We start from the raw sequence: 18405 nt of genomic DNA on the forward strand, positions 1-18405 counted from the left end.
GAATTTGAATGTAACGCCGAGCTCTTCCTTGATTTTTTTGTAAATCTTGTTGTCAGCGGTTGGCTGCTGTCCGGCCTCGTTCAGGAATACCGAGATTTCTAACGGACTATCAGTCCCCACCTCACTACCTTTGCTACTCTCCTCTCCGCTGCCTGAATTGCTACCTGAGCAACCTGCTAGCACAACGCTCAATGATAATAACAACGTTGCCCCCATACGGAAAAATGATTTTTTACTGTCCCCCATAAAGCACCTCCAAAGTTTGATCTCACTATATGAAAGCCCTTTCATTTGAATAATTTAATTATAAATTTACATCTTCATGGAAACTATATTCGAATTATAGCTCTTTCCGAGAAAACCTCAGGTTTTCTTAAAATATCGAAATGGGCTTCTTTGAAGATACATCGCTAGACGTTTTTCTTATATTCGTTAGGAGACATGCCCATTCGTTTCTCGAATTGTTTTAAAAAATGATGGTAATTAGCGTATCCAACCTTTTCCGAGACCTCGCTATTTTTGTACTGATTCATATGTAGCAATCGACATGCCTCTTCAACCCGCAGGTTATGAAGCAGTTCATTAAAGCCGATTCCATTTTTTCGTATCAACAGTTGTCCCAAGTAGGCTGGATGCAGGAAAAAACGCTCCGCAAGCAACTTAATGGTCAATCCCTCCCGGAAATGCGCATGAATATAATCGTTAATATCCTGTACAATCCCCTGTGCTTCGAAGACGCTCTCTTTAAGCAAAAACTCAAAGCAGACTCTTCCGCACGAACGCAACATGCCGATCAAATCATCAAAGGTTAACAGTGTTTCATCCAGATCGGGAATTTCGAACAAACGGTAATTCTCTGAATCTTCTGCCATTTGTGACCTCACGTAGGCCCGAATTTCATGCAAAAGATAAATGACAAATTTTCGAGCCTCATCCGGATGGACCCTCATCTGTCGAAACGATTGCTCCATAAACTCCACAGCGGATTGGTAATTGGCGTAATCAATGAGCTGAAGTGCTCCGAGTACTCGCTCAATCAGTTCAACCTGTTTGTTGTGTCTTTGAAAATCACGGTTCTGAAGATCAGCATAATCCATTATGCTGTTCACTTCCGCTTCATAAAAGGCGTGCAGCAACGCCTTCTCTGCTGTTATTCGGGAGTTGCTGATTCGATGAAGAGAGGATTCCGTTGAGCCAATCGCCATATATGTACGAAAGCCCGCCAGACGGCGAGCCAGTCCTTCTAATAGTGTTCTTAAATTCTCGCTCGTTCTCTGCGGTCCAGAGGAAACATCGCCGAACACAATGGATACGAGATCATTTCGCATACGAATAAAATAAATGACATGCCTGCCGTTCAGAACCTCTGAAGCAAGACTACTCCACTGGCCAAACTCTTTCTCGGATACCTGAACCAGACATACACACCAGGATTCAGCTGACTGGGAAAGGGACTGAATTAGTTGAGTACTTTCTGGAGATCGCACTTTGCCTAATAAAGCCTCTTTCATCGTCAGAATTTCCTGCTCTCTCCATGCAATCTGCCCAATATATTGCTGCTCTTGCTCCTTTAGCAGTTCCATGCCCATTGTACGAATCTCGGACTCCGCCTGTTCCTCATCTAGTGGTTTTAACAGATAACCGGAAACTTTGAATTTAAGCGCTTTTCGTGCAAACTCAAAATCGCTGTACCCCGTAAGTATAATGAACTTGGTTGACCAGTTTCCTCTACGACGCCATTCTTCAATCATCTCCAGTCCATTCATAATGGGCATATGAATATCAACCACGACAAGATCCGGCTTTTGCTCTTCCATTTGTTGCAATCCTTCCGCACCATTGCTGCACAAAGCGCATACCTCAAAGCCAAGACTTTCCCATGGAATCCACAGCTGCAAGCCCTCTAGCGCCAATGGCTCGTCATCAATCAACAGTACTTTAAATGCCATTGTCCCTGCCTCCTTCTTTACCCTGATGCTCTAGCAGTTGCAATGGAATTTCGAAGGAAACCTCTGTCCCTTCACCTATTATGCTCACCAGGTTAAAATCCACTTTATCGTCATAATACAACTCAAGACGGCGATATACGTTACGTATGCCAATATGACTCCCTCCGCACTCCTCCTTGCTCCGCATATGGTACAGAACCTCTTGTAAGCGTTCCTTATCCATGGCCTTACCATTATCAGATACAACGACTCGCAGCCGCTCGCTCACAACTTCCGCTTTAATTTTCACATAGCCGAGTCCCTCAATAGCCTGAATTCCATGTTTGCAAGCATTCTCAGCCAATTGCTGGATACTCATTTTTGGAATTCTATACTGCCTCGCCTCATCGCTAATATCAATGTAATATTCAAACTTGTCTCGAAAACGAAATTTCTCAATCCCAAGATACATGACCGTAAAACTCATTTCCTCTTCCAGGGTGACCAAATCGTCCTTCCAATTCAATAAACGGCGAAGCAGCTTGGATAAGTCCTTGATAATATCCTTGACATCCGCATAGTTGTTTTTGGTGCTAACCACCAGCAGCGCATTTAGTGTATTGAATAAAAAATGGGGATTCATCTGGCTTTGCAACAAATTCAGCTCAGCACGAATGCGCTCAGCCTCCTGACTCCGCTGTTGAATTTCAAGCTTGTACACATTATTGATCAAGGAATGGATCTGAGCAGTCATCATGTTGAAATTACGTATCAGATGACCTATCTCATCCTTTCCACCATCAATGTTGATCAGATCAAATTTCTCGTTACCCACCTTTTGCATATGTCTTGACAGGCGTTTTACTCGATAATTGTATGATCGCAACACGACATAGATAAAGATAGAGGTAACCAAGGTAATGATACCAGCGAGCATGCCAAAATAAAGCTTCATGGAAAGCATCGCTTGTTTGACACGTGTTTCTTGAGGCACACCAATGAGCTTCCAACCTTTTACATAGCTGGCATTGCCAATTGGAACGATATGTAGATCCTTGTCCGATGCCTTGCTCATATTAAATAACGCATAATCACTATCGACCTCGCCCTGATACTTGTCATCTGTGGATACGATAATCTGATTTTTGGCGTTGACCAAATACAGATCCAGTGAACTTTTCTCTCTCGCAATAACGTCATAGAATCGATTAAGGTAAAAATCAATGCGCACCAGCTTCTTGTAAGAGTTGTCCGAGTTGTAATAGTCCATTTTTTCAATTACGCTAAAATACGACGAGATCGCCGCGCGATCATTTGCTGCCTTATCGCGGTATGCGAGCACACTCAGTGACTCCCCTGACGTTTCCCATTGATTGAACCAGGTACTGGTGTTCATTGAGCTGTCCAGATAATAATAATCCCCTCCTGAGACAATGGTTGGGTTATCCGTGTAGATGCCAATTCGCTGAATCTGATTGTTCACGGGAATATAGGAAGTCACCCGATGGCGAAGCTGTTCATCGAACGTATTGTAAAAATCCAGTTGACCATTGTATACACGATCCATGGATTCGGACAACAGTTTATCCGTGATTAATGCGTGACTGACAGCGATTCCCCCGTCAATCATGGTGTGAATGTCCTTTCTGGCCCGCTCCAATGAGATTTGCAAATTCTGTTCTTCCCGCTCCTTGATCAGCCCTGACATACGATCCATGAATAAGTAATTGCTTGCTATGATCGGAAGCAAAATACCAATAACGTATATCAGTATAAACTTGTAGTTCAAAGGAATATCGTTCACGATACCGCGAAATCGGAATTTCCTAAACATGTCTTCCATCGCCATCCTTCATTTGTTACTTGTCGAGTCAGACCTATGGTTGTTTTCTGTAAGTAGAAGGAGCCATACCCGTCATTCGCTTGAACTGACTTACAAAATAGTCAGCATTGGGGTACCCTGAACTGATCGCAACTTCGGCTATGCTAGAACAGCTCTGACGCAATAGTCTCTTGGCCTCCTCGATCCGTTTATCATTCAGATATTCCCGAAAAGACTTGCCAGTCTGCTGTTTGAAGGCTTGCCCCAAGTAGTTTGCATTCATATGAAATTTCTGTGCAAGTTCCTGGAGCTGCAGCTTCTGCCGAAACTCATGGTTAACATACTGCACTACACGAAAAATCGTGCTGCATTCCTTTTCTTTTCGCTGCTCCTGCAGAGCTCTCAAAGCGTTGATACTTAATATATGCGCATATTCCCGAAATGCAGGATAGGAATCAATGTCGGTTAAGCCGCCCAATAAATGTTGTAGCTGAAACTTAAACCTGTCTACATCCCCATCCAGCTCCTTCAGGTGCTTGAGAACTCCCATCTCAAGGGCAAGTAATTGAACCCGAACATATTCTATATCCGACACACTCAGTCCTGAACCTGGATTTGAAAGCAGCTCGTTTACCTCTCTCTCGATCCCGTTCTCTTCACCCGTTAAAATGGTATTAAACAGATTAGTTAAAGCCTTTTGGTTCACAGTCGCCATGATACCATTCCTTGGCAAATCTTGATCGCAAATAATGCCACTCTCTTCTTGATAACGCTTCCATTTCAAAGCGGAAAATGCTTTTTCATATGCCTGCCGCATAGCGACTACTCCACCTGAGTGATATCCAAATGCCGCTATGATCGATGCATGACCGGAGTACATCTCAAACAGGCTTCTCCCTAGCCTCTCAAGCCAAATCAGTGAATCTTCAATTTCAGCAGCAAACACACCCATTCTTCCGTCGGCATCCATAAAAAATTCGTAGTGAGGAGCGCTAGCAAAACGCTGTACATGTAATTGTATGTCCTCATTACAAGTATCCGCCTCAATTAAAAGACAGGCCATGTTCTCATGACCCTCCATTTGCAATATACTTTCCACTTCGGCTTGCAGTTCACTGCTGTCCTCACCCTCAAACAGACGGTTGAACAAACAATTTACATATAAATTACGCTCATGTTGATACAGTTTTTCCGAGACAAGTTCGTTCTGAATTTTTCGACTCATCTGTTCTAATACGTTTTCAATCTCAACCTCATCAATGGGCTTGAGTAAATAATCCTCCACACGCTGTTCCAGCGCTGTTTTCACATAATCGAAGCTATCGTATCCGCTTAGTATGACAAAACGCGGCGGTTTGGCTAGATTTTGTATCGAGCGGTCAATCAGTTCAAGTCCGTTCACTGAAGGCATATGAATATCTGTAAATACCAGATCTGGCCGAAGGTTCTCAATAATGGACCAAGCAGCGTTTCCGTTCTCTGCCTCTCCACAAATTTGAAAACCGTATTTATTCCAATTTACCATTGTTCGCAGACCTTCAAGTACCCATGGCTCATCATCCACCAACAAAACATTCATCATTCTTATTTCCCCCCGTTATATCGATGAATAATCTGCATTTACCTTGGACACAAACGTGGATCATTGCACATTGGAAAATGTGTTCCTATATAATTATTCAGATCTTTCAGCTCTTATACAATAGACAATACTTGATTTAGTATCCAAAGCTTTACTCTTTTATAGCTTTTGGTATAGTTCTCAATTTATGATAGCGAATTTTTTTCAGCCCACTCCTCAGTAGCTTTAAGTACCACATTTGGCGATGATTCTGATTCAATTCTGTCATTGTACACCTCGAATTTGGGACTTTTAAATAATCATAACATCCGAGAAGAGAATGCCAATACTTCAAACCAATAAACAAAAATTTTTAAAGAAAGTTCTTTAATTTGAACAGTAACTCAACTCGCCTATACTGCCTGGCAACAGATTTAATGTCTATGAGCAAGGATGTTGATTAACTTACCAAATGGATCACGAACATAGAACCGACGAACTCCCCAAGGTTCATCCGTAAGTTCATATTCTATTGTGTAACCAGCACTTTTCATGCGTTCGTACACTAGATCGACATCATCAACTTCAATCGAAAGGTCTGGTGTAGGTGTATTGGATCCCCCTTGTGTGGCGATACTTATTTGAACGTTCTCCTCTCCAAGTAATCCGTAGGTCTCAATCCAACCGTGATTCATCAATACATCAAGTTCAAGCACGTCCTGGTAAAAGCTTTTTGCTGCCGGAACGTTTTGTGTATTAATATTGGTGACAATTCGTTTTACCCTCATTTTCAAAACCTCGATTCAAATAATATAATCCCCCATGAGGAAGCCTCGGCCTTATTTCACATTATCATCTGGTAACATGTTATTCAATCGATAAAGAGGCCAACCAGAAAATTCTGGCTAGCCTGCTAATCCAAAAGTGAGATGCACCCCTTATGAAATTTTAAATTTGGTTAATAATAAGAAATTATTCAGATGAAAACCTATGGGAGTGATTCGATGCTGGGGAATGTCATTTTTGGTTTGCTTATCCCCATCTTAATTGGTGGGTGGATTCTACGTAGAAACGTCAACATCCTCTTAGCTTATTATCCGCTGGGTGTAGCCACCTCATCTTGTATAAACAGTGCGGGTTTCAATTTTTTTTGGAATATCCTGCCGAACACACGTAACCAATCCTATGCAGCGCTCCCTTTCGACTTAGGTATCTACCCTATTGCAGGGTGTCTCATGATGTACATGATTCTTATAAAAAATGCCAGGTCATGGCCAGCAATTTTCATAACATCTTTGACTTTAACGCTGATCGAATGGTTGGCTAAAGAAATGGGTAGAGTTATATATTTTAATGACTGGAACATCTATTGGACTTTCTTTTCTTACCTTCTTCCTTTAGTCGTAGTATACGGATATAGTAAAGTATTCACTCTGATGTACGACGTTTCTGAAAAGAATAGAAAATAAAGTTTGATTCTTAACCAAATAACAACTATATCGATTCAAGAATATATCGGTTCCATTTCTGTTGCCAGGCGATATCGTCCCAGAATGGATGATGCGGCGCACAATTAGAGCATAGAGTCATTCCCCAGAAGCCGAGAGCCATTCCTTTTCGTAGTGCGTACTCTGCAATAAATTTCCCTACAGGCCCTTCCTCGAATCCCGCTAACAACGGCGTATAACCAACATATCCTTCTCCTATAACGACCGGCAAGCCAGAATGAGCCGCCCATTCGTGAGCCTCCTCGAAGCGCATATCTGCCTTTTGCAGCATAGCCAACTTATGTTTACTATAATTGTCGTATAAAAAAAGATCCCATTTATCTGGCTCCACCCAGTCATGCAGGTAAAGCAGTCTTAGCCCTACCGGATTTCCTTCCATCCTCCATTCTTGGCCACGAGGTAGCGAGTACTCTTCAAATGGAGACGCATTCTCCCTTAGGAGCGATTGGACGAATGAACCGGGAAAAATCGTTTGCTCATCATCAAGTCCGGCCGCTTCGGTTAATTCATTCAGTACCCCTTTGATATACAGATGGAAATGAGCAACCTGTAAATTCCTTGCTACATAGGATTTGGGATACGCTTCATTTAGTGTATAGCTTGCTGTCATCAGGATATCCGGGTGGACACTTCTAAGATAACCTACAGCCTCTTCAATATAAGGCTGCATGGCTTCCACCAGAGCCGGTACATTGGACGGGGCAATGCCTTGAGCGCTTCCAATCTCGGTCAATTGCCCGAACTCCACCTCATTATGCAGCTCTGCGTAGACGATCTGCTTGTCGTATCCTTCCGCTTTTATATACCGGATGAGCTGATCCATGGATCTCGCAATAGCCATAAATCTCTCCTCCGGAGCAATAGCAGCCAGCTCATCGCGCAACCCGGGAAAGGCCAGGAAGCTGGGGCTCTGCTGATATTCCCACGAAGACAGGATGATATAACAGCCATGGGCCTTGGCCTGTCTGAATAGCTCTAGCAAATGCGCATGTCCATCCAGCTCGGCGCCGCCCCGGCAGTTATACCAGCGTGTCCGCTGCCCGATCTCTCCAAGGCTACCGAAGTGCAACGGCCCCGGCCGCTTTCCTTCCGCCGTGAACAATAAAAAGGGCATGGCACAGATTCGTATCGTATTGTATCCCCTCTCCACTGCTTCCTTAAATCTCGCTTCAAGGTCGCTATAGGGTTCTCCCGGCAAGGTCATGGTGTACCAGGAAAAATCCCACATCGTGATGGATAGTTTGCGTGGCAGCTTGCTAAATACTAGATCCATTATCATTACACCTCTTTTTTTTGTTTGCAGCAATACAGGTTTATTCCCTGTAATGCAGCCAAGTGATAATATATCTCTTCATCTCTTTGATGATGGAGCATTAAGATTGAAATCCATCGCTCAGTTGCCGGAGATACCGTCTATGAACCATTGCCCCTTGATGATTAGGCTCCATTTCCAGAACCAAATCAATTTCGGTTCCGGCTTCTTTGTCACGACCAAGCCCCAGAAGTCCCAACCCCCTCATGTACCGGCAATGGATTTCATTGCGCCGGTTCAGATTGTCCTCAAATACCAGGAAGTCAGGCAAAGATACCGCAAAGTAATCCATTTTAATGTCGTCAAAAATATGCTTTTCAGCATAATCAATCAATTTATTAAAACGACGCTTAGCTTCCTTCCCGTTACGAAGCTTCAACCAGGCCAACCCTTGGTAGAAAATCATTTCTGGCGGCTGATCGTTGTAGAACAACGCACTTGTCGGCTCGGCAAGCCCCTGTGAAGCTATAGTGTAATTAGCGATAGCTTCTGATTCCCGCTGCAGACCTTCGTGGACCATGCCGAGATAATAATAAATATTATTTTCCTGAGTTCCTTCCAACTTCCCTTCACCCAGATTCAACGGATAGACTAGTGCTAGTTGTAAATGCTGAGCTGCTGCTTCATAATGACCGTTTTGCAGTGCTTGTTTACCAAGCTCGGTATGAGCCAACTTATATTGCCCCGTCACTTTCCCCTCTCCGCCTTCCCACGGATGGAAATTGCGCAGAGACAAGGCAGTGATTGCCTCTTCATAACGTTCAAGATTGTTTAACAGGGTTACGTATTCCACATATAGATCATCCCGCTTCTCAACCAGATCTCGCCGCTCTTCAAGGATATGAAGACGTTCGTCTGTAGACCACGCAAGCTTCTTACGCAGCTGATCCAGTTCAAAGAAAATACGCCCATCATCCGGTGCGCATGCAAAGGCCTGTTCAAGCGAAGTTAGGGCCGCTTGCGGATTGTTTTGTTTGTTATAATAGGCCAACCCCAAGTTTCGGTGTACAGTCGGAAAATCATCCCGCAGTTCGCGGGACTTCTCCCAGCTCGCAATCGCCTCGATCGGCCTTTTTTTGTCATAATAGAAATTTCCGAGATAGTAATGAGCCTTGTCGTCCTGCGGATTAGCATGAACTGCACTTACCAGCAGCTCAAGTTCAAACAACGTGTTCGGGAAACAATAGGTTGGGTTGGCCAATTGTCCTTTACTGCGAGCAACTTGAACATGTTCATGCTGTCCGGTACGTTCATATAACTCAGCTAGTGCATAATGCAGCATTGGATAGACTGAATTTTCCGGGTCCATTATTCTTTTCCCTACTGCAATGGCTTCTTCATAGAAACCGCTGTTCATATAATCTGCAATGACATTCAGATAGTTGTGGGCGTCATTTCTCATCAATTGCTGCAATTCAGTCAGAACACCTTGTGCAGCCTCCTTATCTCCCATAGCTGCATGAGCCAAAGCCAACTCATTATATGCTCCAAAATCCGCAACATCCAATTCAAGGGTTTCAAGCGCACAGGCCTTTGCATGATCAATCAGACCAAGCTTGCGCAGCAATGCGGCTTTCAGATTACGTGCTTTGTAGTTTCGTGAATTGCGGTTAAGTGAACGCTCAATCTGCTCCAGTGCCTCGGCGTACTGGCCCTTCAAGCTGGAAATCTGAGCAAGGGAGAAGTACCCTGCATCCTGCCACGCTGCCGACCATACCGATTTGTGAAAAGCAGTAAAAGCTTCATCCAAACGGCTTTGGCCACGAAGTGCTACTCCGAGCTGATAGTAGGCCTCACTATCGTATGGGTTCGGATTTCGCCAGGTCAACCGCTCAATAGCTTTGCGGAAATACTGCTCGCTGTCTATATATAATCCACGGCGAAGCAGTAACGTTCCGTAAGCTACATTTAACCTGATATCACCGTTGTCCCGCTTCAAACCTTCCAGATAGTACGCTTCGGGCTCAAACGTTGCATGACGATATTGCTCCAGATGCAGGCCTGCCAGATATAGTTCTTCGGTCGAACGCAGTTCTTCTGGTGCTGCCAGTGGTTTAGCAGCATCAGGGATCTGTTCAATATCCGCACGTTTCGGTTGATAGGAGATAAGTAACCTGCCTTCCTTATTTCGGACCAAAAGCTTCAGATCATGCTCTTGCTCCCCTCTCTCCAGCGGTATAACTTTCTGATATACATTCACCGGAGACAATTCAACCGTTTCCTGCAAATACCGGGTTGCTTCTCCACTCAACTCCACGACGGCATGTTCAAGTTTAGATGTTGCATATACCTTGATCACTGCCTCTCCAGCTTGAGCATCAACTTCCAGATTGATGGCTGCTTCGATGGAGGCATTTTTTACGACACCGATGTTTTTGTAAGGCATGAAATACTGAGTGAAGGTCTTCTCCTCGTAAGGCTGTAGCCATGTGAAGTCGGGCTGATTATCTGTGTACACTCCAGTCATGAGTTCAATGTACGGGCCATCTTCATCCGTCAATTGACGGTCCCACGCCTGACCGAACTCCCCATTCCCCCACGTCCATTGCTTCTTGCCGGGAGAAATATGATGATTCGCCACATGCAGCAATCCGGCTTCTACGTCGTGATCATATGCGCCGACGAAATTATAATCGGATTTATAAGCCATGTACGAAGTCGGAACCGGGATGTTCTTATACCGGGAAATATCTACGCCTTCCGAGTAATCCTGTTTATAATAGGTTCCGGTAGCGATAGGGAAACGCGAGACATCCCTTTTACCATGATCAAATACAGCCGTTACATCTGGAGGAAACACGGATTGCGTGTAATCATTAACTGCTACAGCCGGATTTGCCCACCACAGAAAGGTCTGCGGCTCCGGTGTCCGATTGTATAATTGAGCATGGATCTCCAAATAAGCCTTGTCCGGATAGAGCTTGAAGGCTGCAGTTACTTTTGTGCCGTACATCCGATCAATCTCACTTACCCATACTGTAGCACTGCCATCGCCAGTTGCTTCGTATTTGTATTCAACCGGACCAAATGTATTAGGACGGTGATGCTGGGGCCAGTTAAATTCAATTCCTCCGGAGATCCAAGGACCGGCAAGGCCCACCAGTGCAGGCTTAATGACGCGGTTATAATAGACAAAATCATAATTGTTCGTCTTGTCAAGCGCACGATAGATCCTGCCGCCGATTTCCGGCATGATCTCAATACGGATATATTGATTCTCCAGAATAACCAATTTGTAATTTTTATCATGCTTCACATCCGAGATACTCTCGATCACTGGATGCGGATACACACGGCCGGTGCTTCCCTGATAGATTCTTTTCTCCAGAAACATGGGATTAGGGTCAGCTTCACCCGCCTCATATGTAGGTATCAACACACTTGTCTCCCACACTTGTACCTGACTGGATCCGGTTGGATCCACCTTCATCTTGTGATCCACAGCCTCATGCTTCATGTTAGAACTGCCTCCCTTGACTTTATAGTTATACTGTATATTCTGGGAAGGAAGGTTCCAATTGACGAAATGCGGGAAGTGATGGATTATATTCTTATTCAGATTATGAATTACGGAGGTAACTGGAATGACCCCAGACCACATACGAAAGCGTGAGGGATTTGTAGAGGAGAAGCTATATGTACTTCCAGAATACTGGATGAAAGAACTGGAACAAGAAGAACTAACCTCTACCTTATTTATTACGGACATCGGCTATTTCCCTAACGCTCAGTATCATTTCAGGGAGCGCCTGGAAGGCAGCCCCTCGCATATTTTCATCTTTTGCGAAGCGGGAGAAGGCTGGGTTGAGTTGAATCATGGAGAGCGATTAATGATGCAGCAAGGCGATATGATAATAATCCCACCCGAAACTGCACATCGTTACGGGGCAATGTACGAAAATCCATGGAGTATCTACTGGTTTCATTTCAAAGGTAGCCATGCGAATAGATTAGTGAAGTTGTTTGGTTTATCTAATGCATCACTCGCTTTATCCCCAAGCGGCAAAGCCCGCTTAATGGAATGGTTCGTACCTACCTATGAAATGCTCGCCGAACGGACATATACCCTGACTACCCATGTACATGTGGCCCAAACTACAAGACAGTTGCTCTCCGGGATTGGCTTAAATGCCGTCAAATCGGCACAAGAGAAGAAACGTGAAACTTATCTGGAACAGGCAATTCAATACATGAATGTACATATGAGTGGCTCTATTTCTCTTACGGAGTTAGCTAATCATGTCGGGGTATCGAAACAGCATCTGATCTTCCTGTTTAATTCTGAGACGGGCGTCGCTCCGATTGAATATTTCCTACGGCTCAAAATTCAACGGGCAGGTCATCTTCTTGATCTTACCGAAATGAGCATCAAGGAAGTCAGCTCTACAGTGGGCATCAGTGATCCCTATTATTTCTCCCGACTCTTCAAGAAGATTTCGGGATTCTCCCCTTCCAGCTACCGAAAGATTCCGAAAGGTTAGACTTTTGAAAGTTCCTTGCCGTCTTTCCTTCATTACCACAATATAAAAAACCGTTGAGTCTTTAAATTAAAGTTCAACGGTTTTTTATATCTAATAGGATCAATGCCTCATATTCTCAATTAAAAATTAGAATCAGACTGAGCATGTTGAGGTGTGTGATGCGATATGTTTTTAACGAGTAGGAAGTACGTAAGAATCGCCACGAGACTGGTCATTAATAACGTGAGTCCAAGTGGGACGGCAGTGTCTTCACCTGCGATACCAACCAGAGGAGCAACCAGGGCGCCTAAAAGAAAAGGAACCACGCCGAGCAGCGCTGCTGCACTTCCAGCCATCTTGGCTTGGCTCTCCATTGCAAGCGGAAATGCTGCAGTAGACGTAATACCGATGGAGCAAACAAAGAAGAACAATGGAATGACCAATGCGAAAAGCGGACCATGAACTATAGTTACAACCAAAGCAGCAACGCTTGCCGCTAAAGCAAGCCACAGTCCAGACAATAGAAGGGTCTGCTCAGGAATACGGTGTGCCAACCGCCCCACGATTTGGGAACCAATGATCAAGCTGATCCCGTTCGAAGCAAACAATATAGCAAATACAGTTGGTGTGACCCCATAAATATTTTGGTAAATAAACGGTGTTCCTGCTACATATGCAAAGACCCCAGCCGTCATGATCCCCTGGGCCAGCATATAGCCAACAAACTTGCGGTCACGTAGAAGCGTTCTGTAATTCCCCAACTGTTGTTTGAAGTCGGCAGCCATGCGTCGTTCAGGCGGGTTGGACTCCTTCAAACCCCATTTTGTCATTATTAATAAGAAAACGCCCAAAAATGAAAGTGAGATAAACACACCAATCCATGTCGTGAATGAAAGAATACCACTTCCAGCGATCGGTGCTGCCAAAGGCCCCAAATTCCCTACAAGCAACAGCAAAGAGAAAAATTTAGTGAGTTCATGTCCACTATAAAGGTCCCTAGCTATCGCACGAGAAATGACAATTCCTGCTGAAGCCGCAAACCCTTGAGTGAAACGAAACAAAATCAATAGTCCAATATTAGGAGCAAAAGCGCACGCCAAGGAGCAAATAATATAGGCTGCCATGGAGATTAACAACGGTTTACGTCTACCGTGAGCATCACTCAAAGGACCCATAACGAGCTGCCCCACACCTAGCCCTAATAAACAAGCCGTAAGACTAAACTGAACAAGTGATGCACTTGTATTGAAATTCTTTGCAATCTCAGGAAAAGCCGGTAAATACATATCAATAGTAAATGGACCTAACGTTGAAAATAAACCCAACAACAATGCCAGGCCAAATACATTCCAATTATTACTCTTTATCATTGTTAATTAAATCTCCAATTCATTACGTAATTTAGTTTATTTGAATCGTCATTACAATCCATTATGCATTACCTATCCCCCGTTCACACCCCACATCTATTGATCCTAACAAATTGTAACTGCCCTACTCCAGAAAAGCCACTTATTTTTCTTTCCTATTCGGAGTATAAGACATAGAGTTAACTGTAAGTCAAATCATATATTTTAATATTTAAAAAAAGAGTTTCGGCTTAACCACTGGATTCGCTTATCCGCTTCATACCGAAACCAAAGTTCTCTTAAAAACAATAATAAACCCCCTACTAGAGCAAATTATAGTTTTGCTTCAGGTAGGAGGTTATTATTTTCTTCATTTCGTTCAAACGGGAACTGTCATCTATGAGAATCATATAGGCGAATTTCGTACACTTCTGCCCGATCGCCGCCGTGCGTTTCCTTGATGATGACCCTAATCCGTGTTGATTGGATGGGATTCTCAAGGCGATGAATCTTTTTGCGAGTAAGGTTATGGCTATCTCCAGCAAAACGTACCCATTCCCCATTAATATATGCCTGCACCTCATAGCTCTTAACCAACTCTGGAATGACCAGAAACGGTGTTTCATGATGGTGCAAATTGATCAAATCCTCATTAACATCGTCATTAAAGGTAAGGTGGATTTCCCGAATATCCACTGGTTCTGGAAGTTTGACTTCAATCCATTCTTCACGGCCATTAGCGATGGGTTTCGATACCCACAGCTGTGGACCGCCAAACGGGCGGACATAGCCGTTGATGACTTTATCAGGTGAATACGCGCCAGTCTCAACTGCAAAACAAAATGGCTTTCGGACAAGGCGCTTCATCGACCATTCGATAATGGGCTGATTCGGCTGATGATCCTCCAGATCGGAGCTGACTATTGGCTTGACTCCTCGCTCGAAGGCGAGGACACCACTGATCGGGACAGCTGATGTATAAAGACTGACTGCTTCATTCGCACGAACAATGATAAATACATTACAAGGATCACCTCCAAACATTGCACTGTCAGCAGGCACCTCCAACCATTGTTTCTGACCTACATCGACCTCGATGTCCATAGCTTGCTTGAAGTTTGCCGGTACATAATTCTCAGGGCGACCTGTATCCCACAGTTCTATAGTCAGACTTGTGGCTTCACGAGCAGAGACCAATAGCGTTAATCCTTCAATTCCACCCTCGGCCGGGAACAGCCATCCAACGTCAGCAAGCAGTCGGTACTCCTCGGAAGGTTCGTTAATCAAAATCCGGGTCATCGTGCTTGAAGCCGAGATGCTCCCCTCTCTCGCAAGGTCAGCAGAATCCATATTTCTGAGTCCTATAATTGAGGCATCGGTCCGCAACATCGTTTGCTGCAATTCGGTCAAGTGCTGCTCGCGCAGTTCACGAGGCGTGATGCCTTTGCTTACCGACAAGGCAGCGCCTGCACCTGCCGCTTCTCCCATGACCGCACAAGTTGCCATGACACGGGTTGTTCCGAATGCAACATGCGATGCACTAATATTACGTCCCGCAAACAGCAGATTGCTGACATTTCGGGAGTACAGGCATCCAAACGGAATATGATAAATGCCATCTGCATGCAGATGCTTGGAGCCGCTCTCGCTTGCATACATCCCTTGCGGAGGATGCAGGTCGATAGACCAACCGCCAAAGGCGACCCGGTCTTCGAATGGGCGCTGAGACATAACATCATTTTGCGTCAGGATCGTATCACCAAGGAAGCGGCGGTATTCGCGTTTGCCTGGAATCGAGCCTACCCATTCCAGCGTCATATCCTCGGCCTGAAACTTGCCGGAGTTCTTAATATAATCCCAGATGCCATAAATAACAGACCATAACTCATCCCGAATCTGTTCATTCTCATGTACCGTATCCAGCTCGCCGCCCCATTCAATCCACCAGTAATGACAGCCGGAATCTCCGCTGCGGATCACACGCTTTAGCGGAATTGGGGTTGTAGTAATGTCTCTAGCAAATGATGGAGCTACAAACCGTACCGGTTTTCCGGTATCTTTTGTATAGAACAGCAGTGTGCTGCCAAGCGTAATATCATCAGCAACTTCCGGTGCCCATTCTTCCCCAAACTCATGACGGGCTTCACGGCCAATCCGGTATGCTGCTCCAGCGAGAAAACCGATGAGTCCGTCACCTGTACAGTCAAGGAACATCTCACTTTCAAACGTAATCTCACGCTCGGAGCCCATCATCCAGCCTTTCACGCTACGAATTATTCTCGCATCCTTCTCACCGTCTGCTTCTACTTCTCTAACATCCGTATTCATATACAGAGTCAAATTAGGTTCGGCTCTTACCGCCTCCAGCAAAGTAACGTCCCACAGATAGGGGTTGCCTTCCGGATTCCGCTGTTGATTCTGAATGAACAATTCACCCATAATGCCGGTCTCCCTGGCATAACGGTTCACACCATGCCCCGTTGCACCACATACCCATACACGGACCTCGGAGCTGGAATTGCCACCAAGTACAGGACGATTATGCACGAGTGCAACCTTTTGACCTAATCTTGCTGCTGCAATAGCGGCACAAATTCCGGAAAGTCCTCCGCCAATGACCGTAACATCGAATGATATTGTTTCGCGTCTCATAATATAAGCCTCCTTTGAATTAGCCTTTTACAGCTGAACTGGATACGCCCTGAATAATATATTTCTGACCAAGCAAAAAGATTAGAATCATAGGGATTATCGCTGCGGAAGAAGCTGCCATCATGCCGTTATAGTCAACGTTGTTTTCCAGAACGAAATTTTGCAGACCAAGCGGAATTGTATAAAGCTTTGGACTCTGCAGGAAAACCAGAGCATTCTCATAATCATTCCATTGCCAGGAAAAATCGATAATGGCAAACGTTGCAAGCGCGGGTTTGGCTAACGGTAACACCAGCTTGAAGAAAATTCGAAAATGACCCGCACCATCGAGTAATGCAGATTCTGTAATCTCGTTCGGAATACTGAGAAAGAATTGACGGAGCATAAATACGCCAAAGATTGAGAACATGGCTGGCAGAATTAATGCCCAATGCGTGTTATAAATATGAAGCCAGTTAAACAGGATAAACTTCGGAACAAAAACGACTTGAGGAGGAATCATCATCATGGATAGATACACGATGAAGAGGGTATTACGTCCTTTAAATTCCGTACGGGCGAAGCCATAAGCAGCAAAGGCCGACAAAAAAACGGCACCTGCTGTACCAATCACGGCAATCTTAATTGAGTTCAAATAATAAGGGAGAAAATTATAGTTTCCCGTCCAGATCCGCTTATGGCTGGTCCAGTCCAGCTTCGAAGGAAGCCATTGACGGAAGACCTCACTTGGAGTCTGGAAGGAAGTACTGAGCATCCATAAAAAAGGGACAATCATAAACAACCCTGCAACCAGCATAAGGATCGTTACAGAAAGCTTAACTGAGCGTGTCTTCGTTGTTCTAAGCATAGAGCCAGCTCCTCTCTAGTAATGGACCCAGCGTTTTTGGCCGACCCATTGGATAATGGTAATTACGAGAATAACCGCAAACAGGAACCAGGAAATGGTTGACGCATAGCCCATCTCATAATAGCTAAATGCCGTTTTGTAAACGAACAGCGACAGAATCGTGGTGCTTCCGCTTGGGCCGCCGCCAGTAATCGCTTGGATGAGAGAGAAGGATTTGACCGTCATTATCAGCCCGGTAATCAATAGCATAAATGTCGTTGGACTAACAAGCGGCCATACAATTCTCCATGTAATAGTCGCTTTCCCTGCACCGTCAATACGTGCCGCTTCAAGCTGCTCAGTCGAAATCTCCTGTAGGGCTGCCAAATAGATAATCATGTTGTAACCTAACATAAACCATATTTGTACGACGTCAATGGCATACATCGCCGAACTCGAATCAGCAAACCAGCCCGGAGGCGATACAATGCCGATAAAGCGAAGTACTTCATTAATTGGCCCCTGAGATGGCTGGAACAGAAGCATCCATACAAAAGCAACGGCAACTCCGCTTGAGATATATGGCAGGAAGAACATGCCTCTAAGCAATCCTTTCAGATACACACTCCGGTTAAGCACAAGAGCAACAAGAAACGCAATTGCCAATGAGACTGGAACGGACATCAGGAATATGATCGTATATTTGATTGATGCATAGAACTGATCATCACCAAAAAGGCGTTTGATATTATCTAATCCGGTGAACGTCCAATTCGGATTGGCGAATTGATAGTCCGTGAACATCATAAAGAAGGAGTACAAGGCAGGCAGAATAAAAAATGCGAGGATACCGAGCATATTAGGCAAAATAAATACGTAGCCCACCCAGCCTTGTTTCCGAATCCAGCTGTTCCTTTTCACAGAAAACGCCGCCTTTCTTCTCGTATGGAACTTTTTAAATACAGCAAAGAGAGAAGACGGAAGCGA

Annotated in this window: 12 protein-coding genes and 1 pseudogene; 2 read left to right on the forward strand and 11 right to left on the reverse strand. The window is 44.6% G+C overall.

The window, feature by feature from the left end:
* The 5 genes and pseudogenes from DC345_RS18215 to DC345_RS18235 form a co-directional block, all read right to left on the reverse strand.
* Positions 1–246: pseudogene (locus DC345_RS18215) on the reverse strand (sugar ABC transporter substrate-binding protein); the annotation flags it as partial.
* A 164-nt stretch (positions 247–410) separates the two neighbouring features.
* The gene (locus DC345_RS18220) at positions 411–1949 is read right to left on the reverse strand and encodes a response regulator transcription factor (RefSeq protein ID WP_113054269.1); all 1539 of its coding nucleotides are present in this window, start codon (positions 1947–1949) and stop codon (positions 411–413) included.
* Positions 1939–3762: a sensor histidine kinase gene (locus tag DC345_RS18225; protein ID WP_258530709.1), complete on the reverse strand. Its 1824-nt coding sequence runs from the start codon at positions 3760–3762 to the stop codon at positions 1939–1941. The genes DC345_RS18220 and DC345_RS18225 overlap by 11 nt, the downstream gene beginning before the upstream one ends.
* Before the next feature lie 43 nt (positions 3763–3805).
* Positions 3806–5332: a response regulator transcription factor gene (locus DC345_RS18230; protein WP_113054271.1), complete on the reverse strand. Its 1527-nt coding sequence runs from the start codon at positions 5330–5332 to the stop codon at positions 3806–3808.
* A gap of 413 nt (positions 5333–5745) precedes the next feature.
* The gene (locus DC345_RS18235; protein ID WP_113054272.1) at positions 5746–6099 is read right to left on the reverse strand and encodes a VOC family protein; all 354 of its coding nucleotides are present in this window, start codon (positions 6097–6099) and stop codon (positions 5746–5748) included.
* 216 nt (positions 6100–6315) lie between these two features.
* Between DC345_RS18235 and DC345_RS18240 the strand changes: the two genes are divergently transcribed.
* On the forward strand, positions 6316–6780 hold the full coding sequence (locus DC345_RS18240; protein ID WP_113054273.1) for a CBO0543 family protein: 465 nt from the start codon (positions 6316–6318) through the stop codon (positions 6778–6780).
* A 25-nt stretch (positions 6781–6805) separates the two neighbouring features.
* Here the strand turns inward: DC345_RS18240 and DC345_RS18245 are convergent, their stop codons facing one another.
* On the reverse strand, positions 6806–8092 hold the full coding sequence (locus tag DC345_RS18245; RefSeq protein ID WP_113054274.1) for a cellulase-like family protein: 1287 nt from the start codon (positions 8090–8092) through the stop codon (positions 6806–6808).
* A 100-nt stretch (positions 8093–8192) separates the two neighbouring features.
* Positions 8193–11588: a tetratricopeptide repeat protein gene (locus DC345_RS18250; RefSeq protein WP_258530710.1), complete on the reverse strand. Its 3396-nt coding sequence runs from the start codon at positions 11586–11588 to the stop codon at positions 8193–8195.
* Positions 11589–11715: 127 nt separating this feature from the next.
* Here DC345_RS18250 and DC345_RS18255 point away from each other — a divergent pair, with 127 nt between their 5' ends.
* Positions 11716–12612, forward strand: coding sequence for an AraC family transcriptional regulator (locus DC345_RS18255; protein WP_113054275.1), 897 nt, complete (start codon positions 11716–11718; stop codon positions 12610–12612).
* Positions 12613–12731: 119 nt separating this feature from the next.
* On the opposite strand, the gene DC345_RS18260 is transcribed toward DC345_RS18255, so the two are convergent.
* From DC345_RS18260 to DC345_RS18275, 4 genes are all read right to left on the reverse strand, one after another.
* Positions 12732–13961, reverse strand: coding sequence for a multidrug effflux MFS transporter (locus DC345_RS18260; RefSeq protein WP_113054276.1), 1230 nt, complete (start codon positions 13959–13961; stop codon positions 12732–12734).
* Between the two features lie 372 nt (positions 13962–14333).
* Positions 14334–16592, reverse strand: a complete 2259-nt coding sequence (locus DC345_RS18265; protein WP_113054277.1) for an FAD-dependent oxidoreductase — start codon at positions 16590–16592, stop codon at positions 14334–14336.
* 19 nt (positions 16593–16611) lie between these two features.
* Positions 16612–17439 carry a carbohydrate ABC transporter permease gene (locus tag DC345_RS18270; RefSeq protein ID WP_113054278.1) on the reverse strand — a complete coding sequence of 276 codons (828 nt, stop codon included), beginning with the start codon at positions 17437–17439 and terminating at the stop codon, positions 16612–16614.
* A gap of 15 nt (positions 17440–17454) precedes the next feature.
* Positions 17455–18339: a carbohydrate ABC transporter permease gene (locus DC345_RS18275; RefSeq protein ID WP_076289323.1), complete on the reverse strand. Its 885-nt coding sequence runs from the start codon at positions 18337–18339 to the stop codon at positions 17455–17457.
* Positions 18340–18405: the final 66 nt, after the last annotated feature.

Origin of the sequence: Paenibacillus taichungensis, from assembly GCF_003287275.1 — a bacterium.
Classification (GTDB): domain Bacteria; phylum Bacillota; class Bacilli; order Paenibacillales; family Paenibacillaceae; genus Paenibacillus; species Paenibacillus taichungensis_A.

Coding starts and splice junctions, on each gene's coding strand:
- DC345_RS18220 (WP_113054269.1), bottom strand. CDS start 1,949: ATGGCATTTAAAGTACTGTTGATTGATGACGAGCCATTGGCGCTAGAG.
- DC345_RS18225 (WP_258530709.1), bottom strand. CDS start 3,762: ATGTTTAGGAAATTCCGATTTCGCGGTATCGTGAACGATATTCCTTTG.
- DC345_RS18230 (WP_113054271.1), bottom strand. CDS start 5,332: ATGATGAATGTTTTGTTGGTGGATGATGAGCCATGGGTACTTGAAGGT.
- DC345_RS18235 (WP_113054272.1), bottom strand. CDS start 6,099: ATGAGGGTAAAACGAATTGTCACCAATATTAATACACAAAACGTTCCG.
- DC345_RS18240 (WP_113054273.1), top strand. CDS start 6,316: ATGCTGGGGAATGTCATTTTTGGTTTGCTTATCCCCATCTTAATTGGT.
- DC345_RS18245 (WP_113054274.1), bottom strand. CDS start 8,092: ATGGATCTAGTATTTAGCAAGCTGCCACGCAAACTATCCATCACGATG.
- DC345_RS18250 (WP_258530710.1), bottom strand. CDS start 11,588: ATGAAGCATGAGGCTGTGGATCACAAGATGAAGGTGGATCCAACCGGA.
- DC345_RS18255 (WP_113054275.1), top strand. CDS start 11,716: ATGACCCCAGACCACATACGAAAGCGTGAGGGATTTGTAGAGGAGAAG.
- DC345_RS18260 (WP_113054276.1), bottom strand. CDS start 13,961: ATGATAAAGAGTAATAATTGGAATGTATTTGGCCTGGCATTGTTGTTG.
- DC345_RS18265 (WP_113054277.1), bottom strand. CDS start 16,592: ATGAGACGCGAAACAATATCATTCGATGTTACGGTCATTGGCGGAGGA.
- DC345_RS18270 (WP_113054278.1), bottom strand. CDS start 17,439: ATGCTTAGAACAACGAAGACACGCTCAGTTAAGCTTTCTGTAACGATC.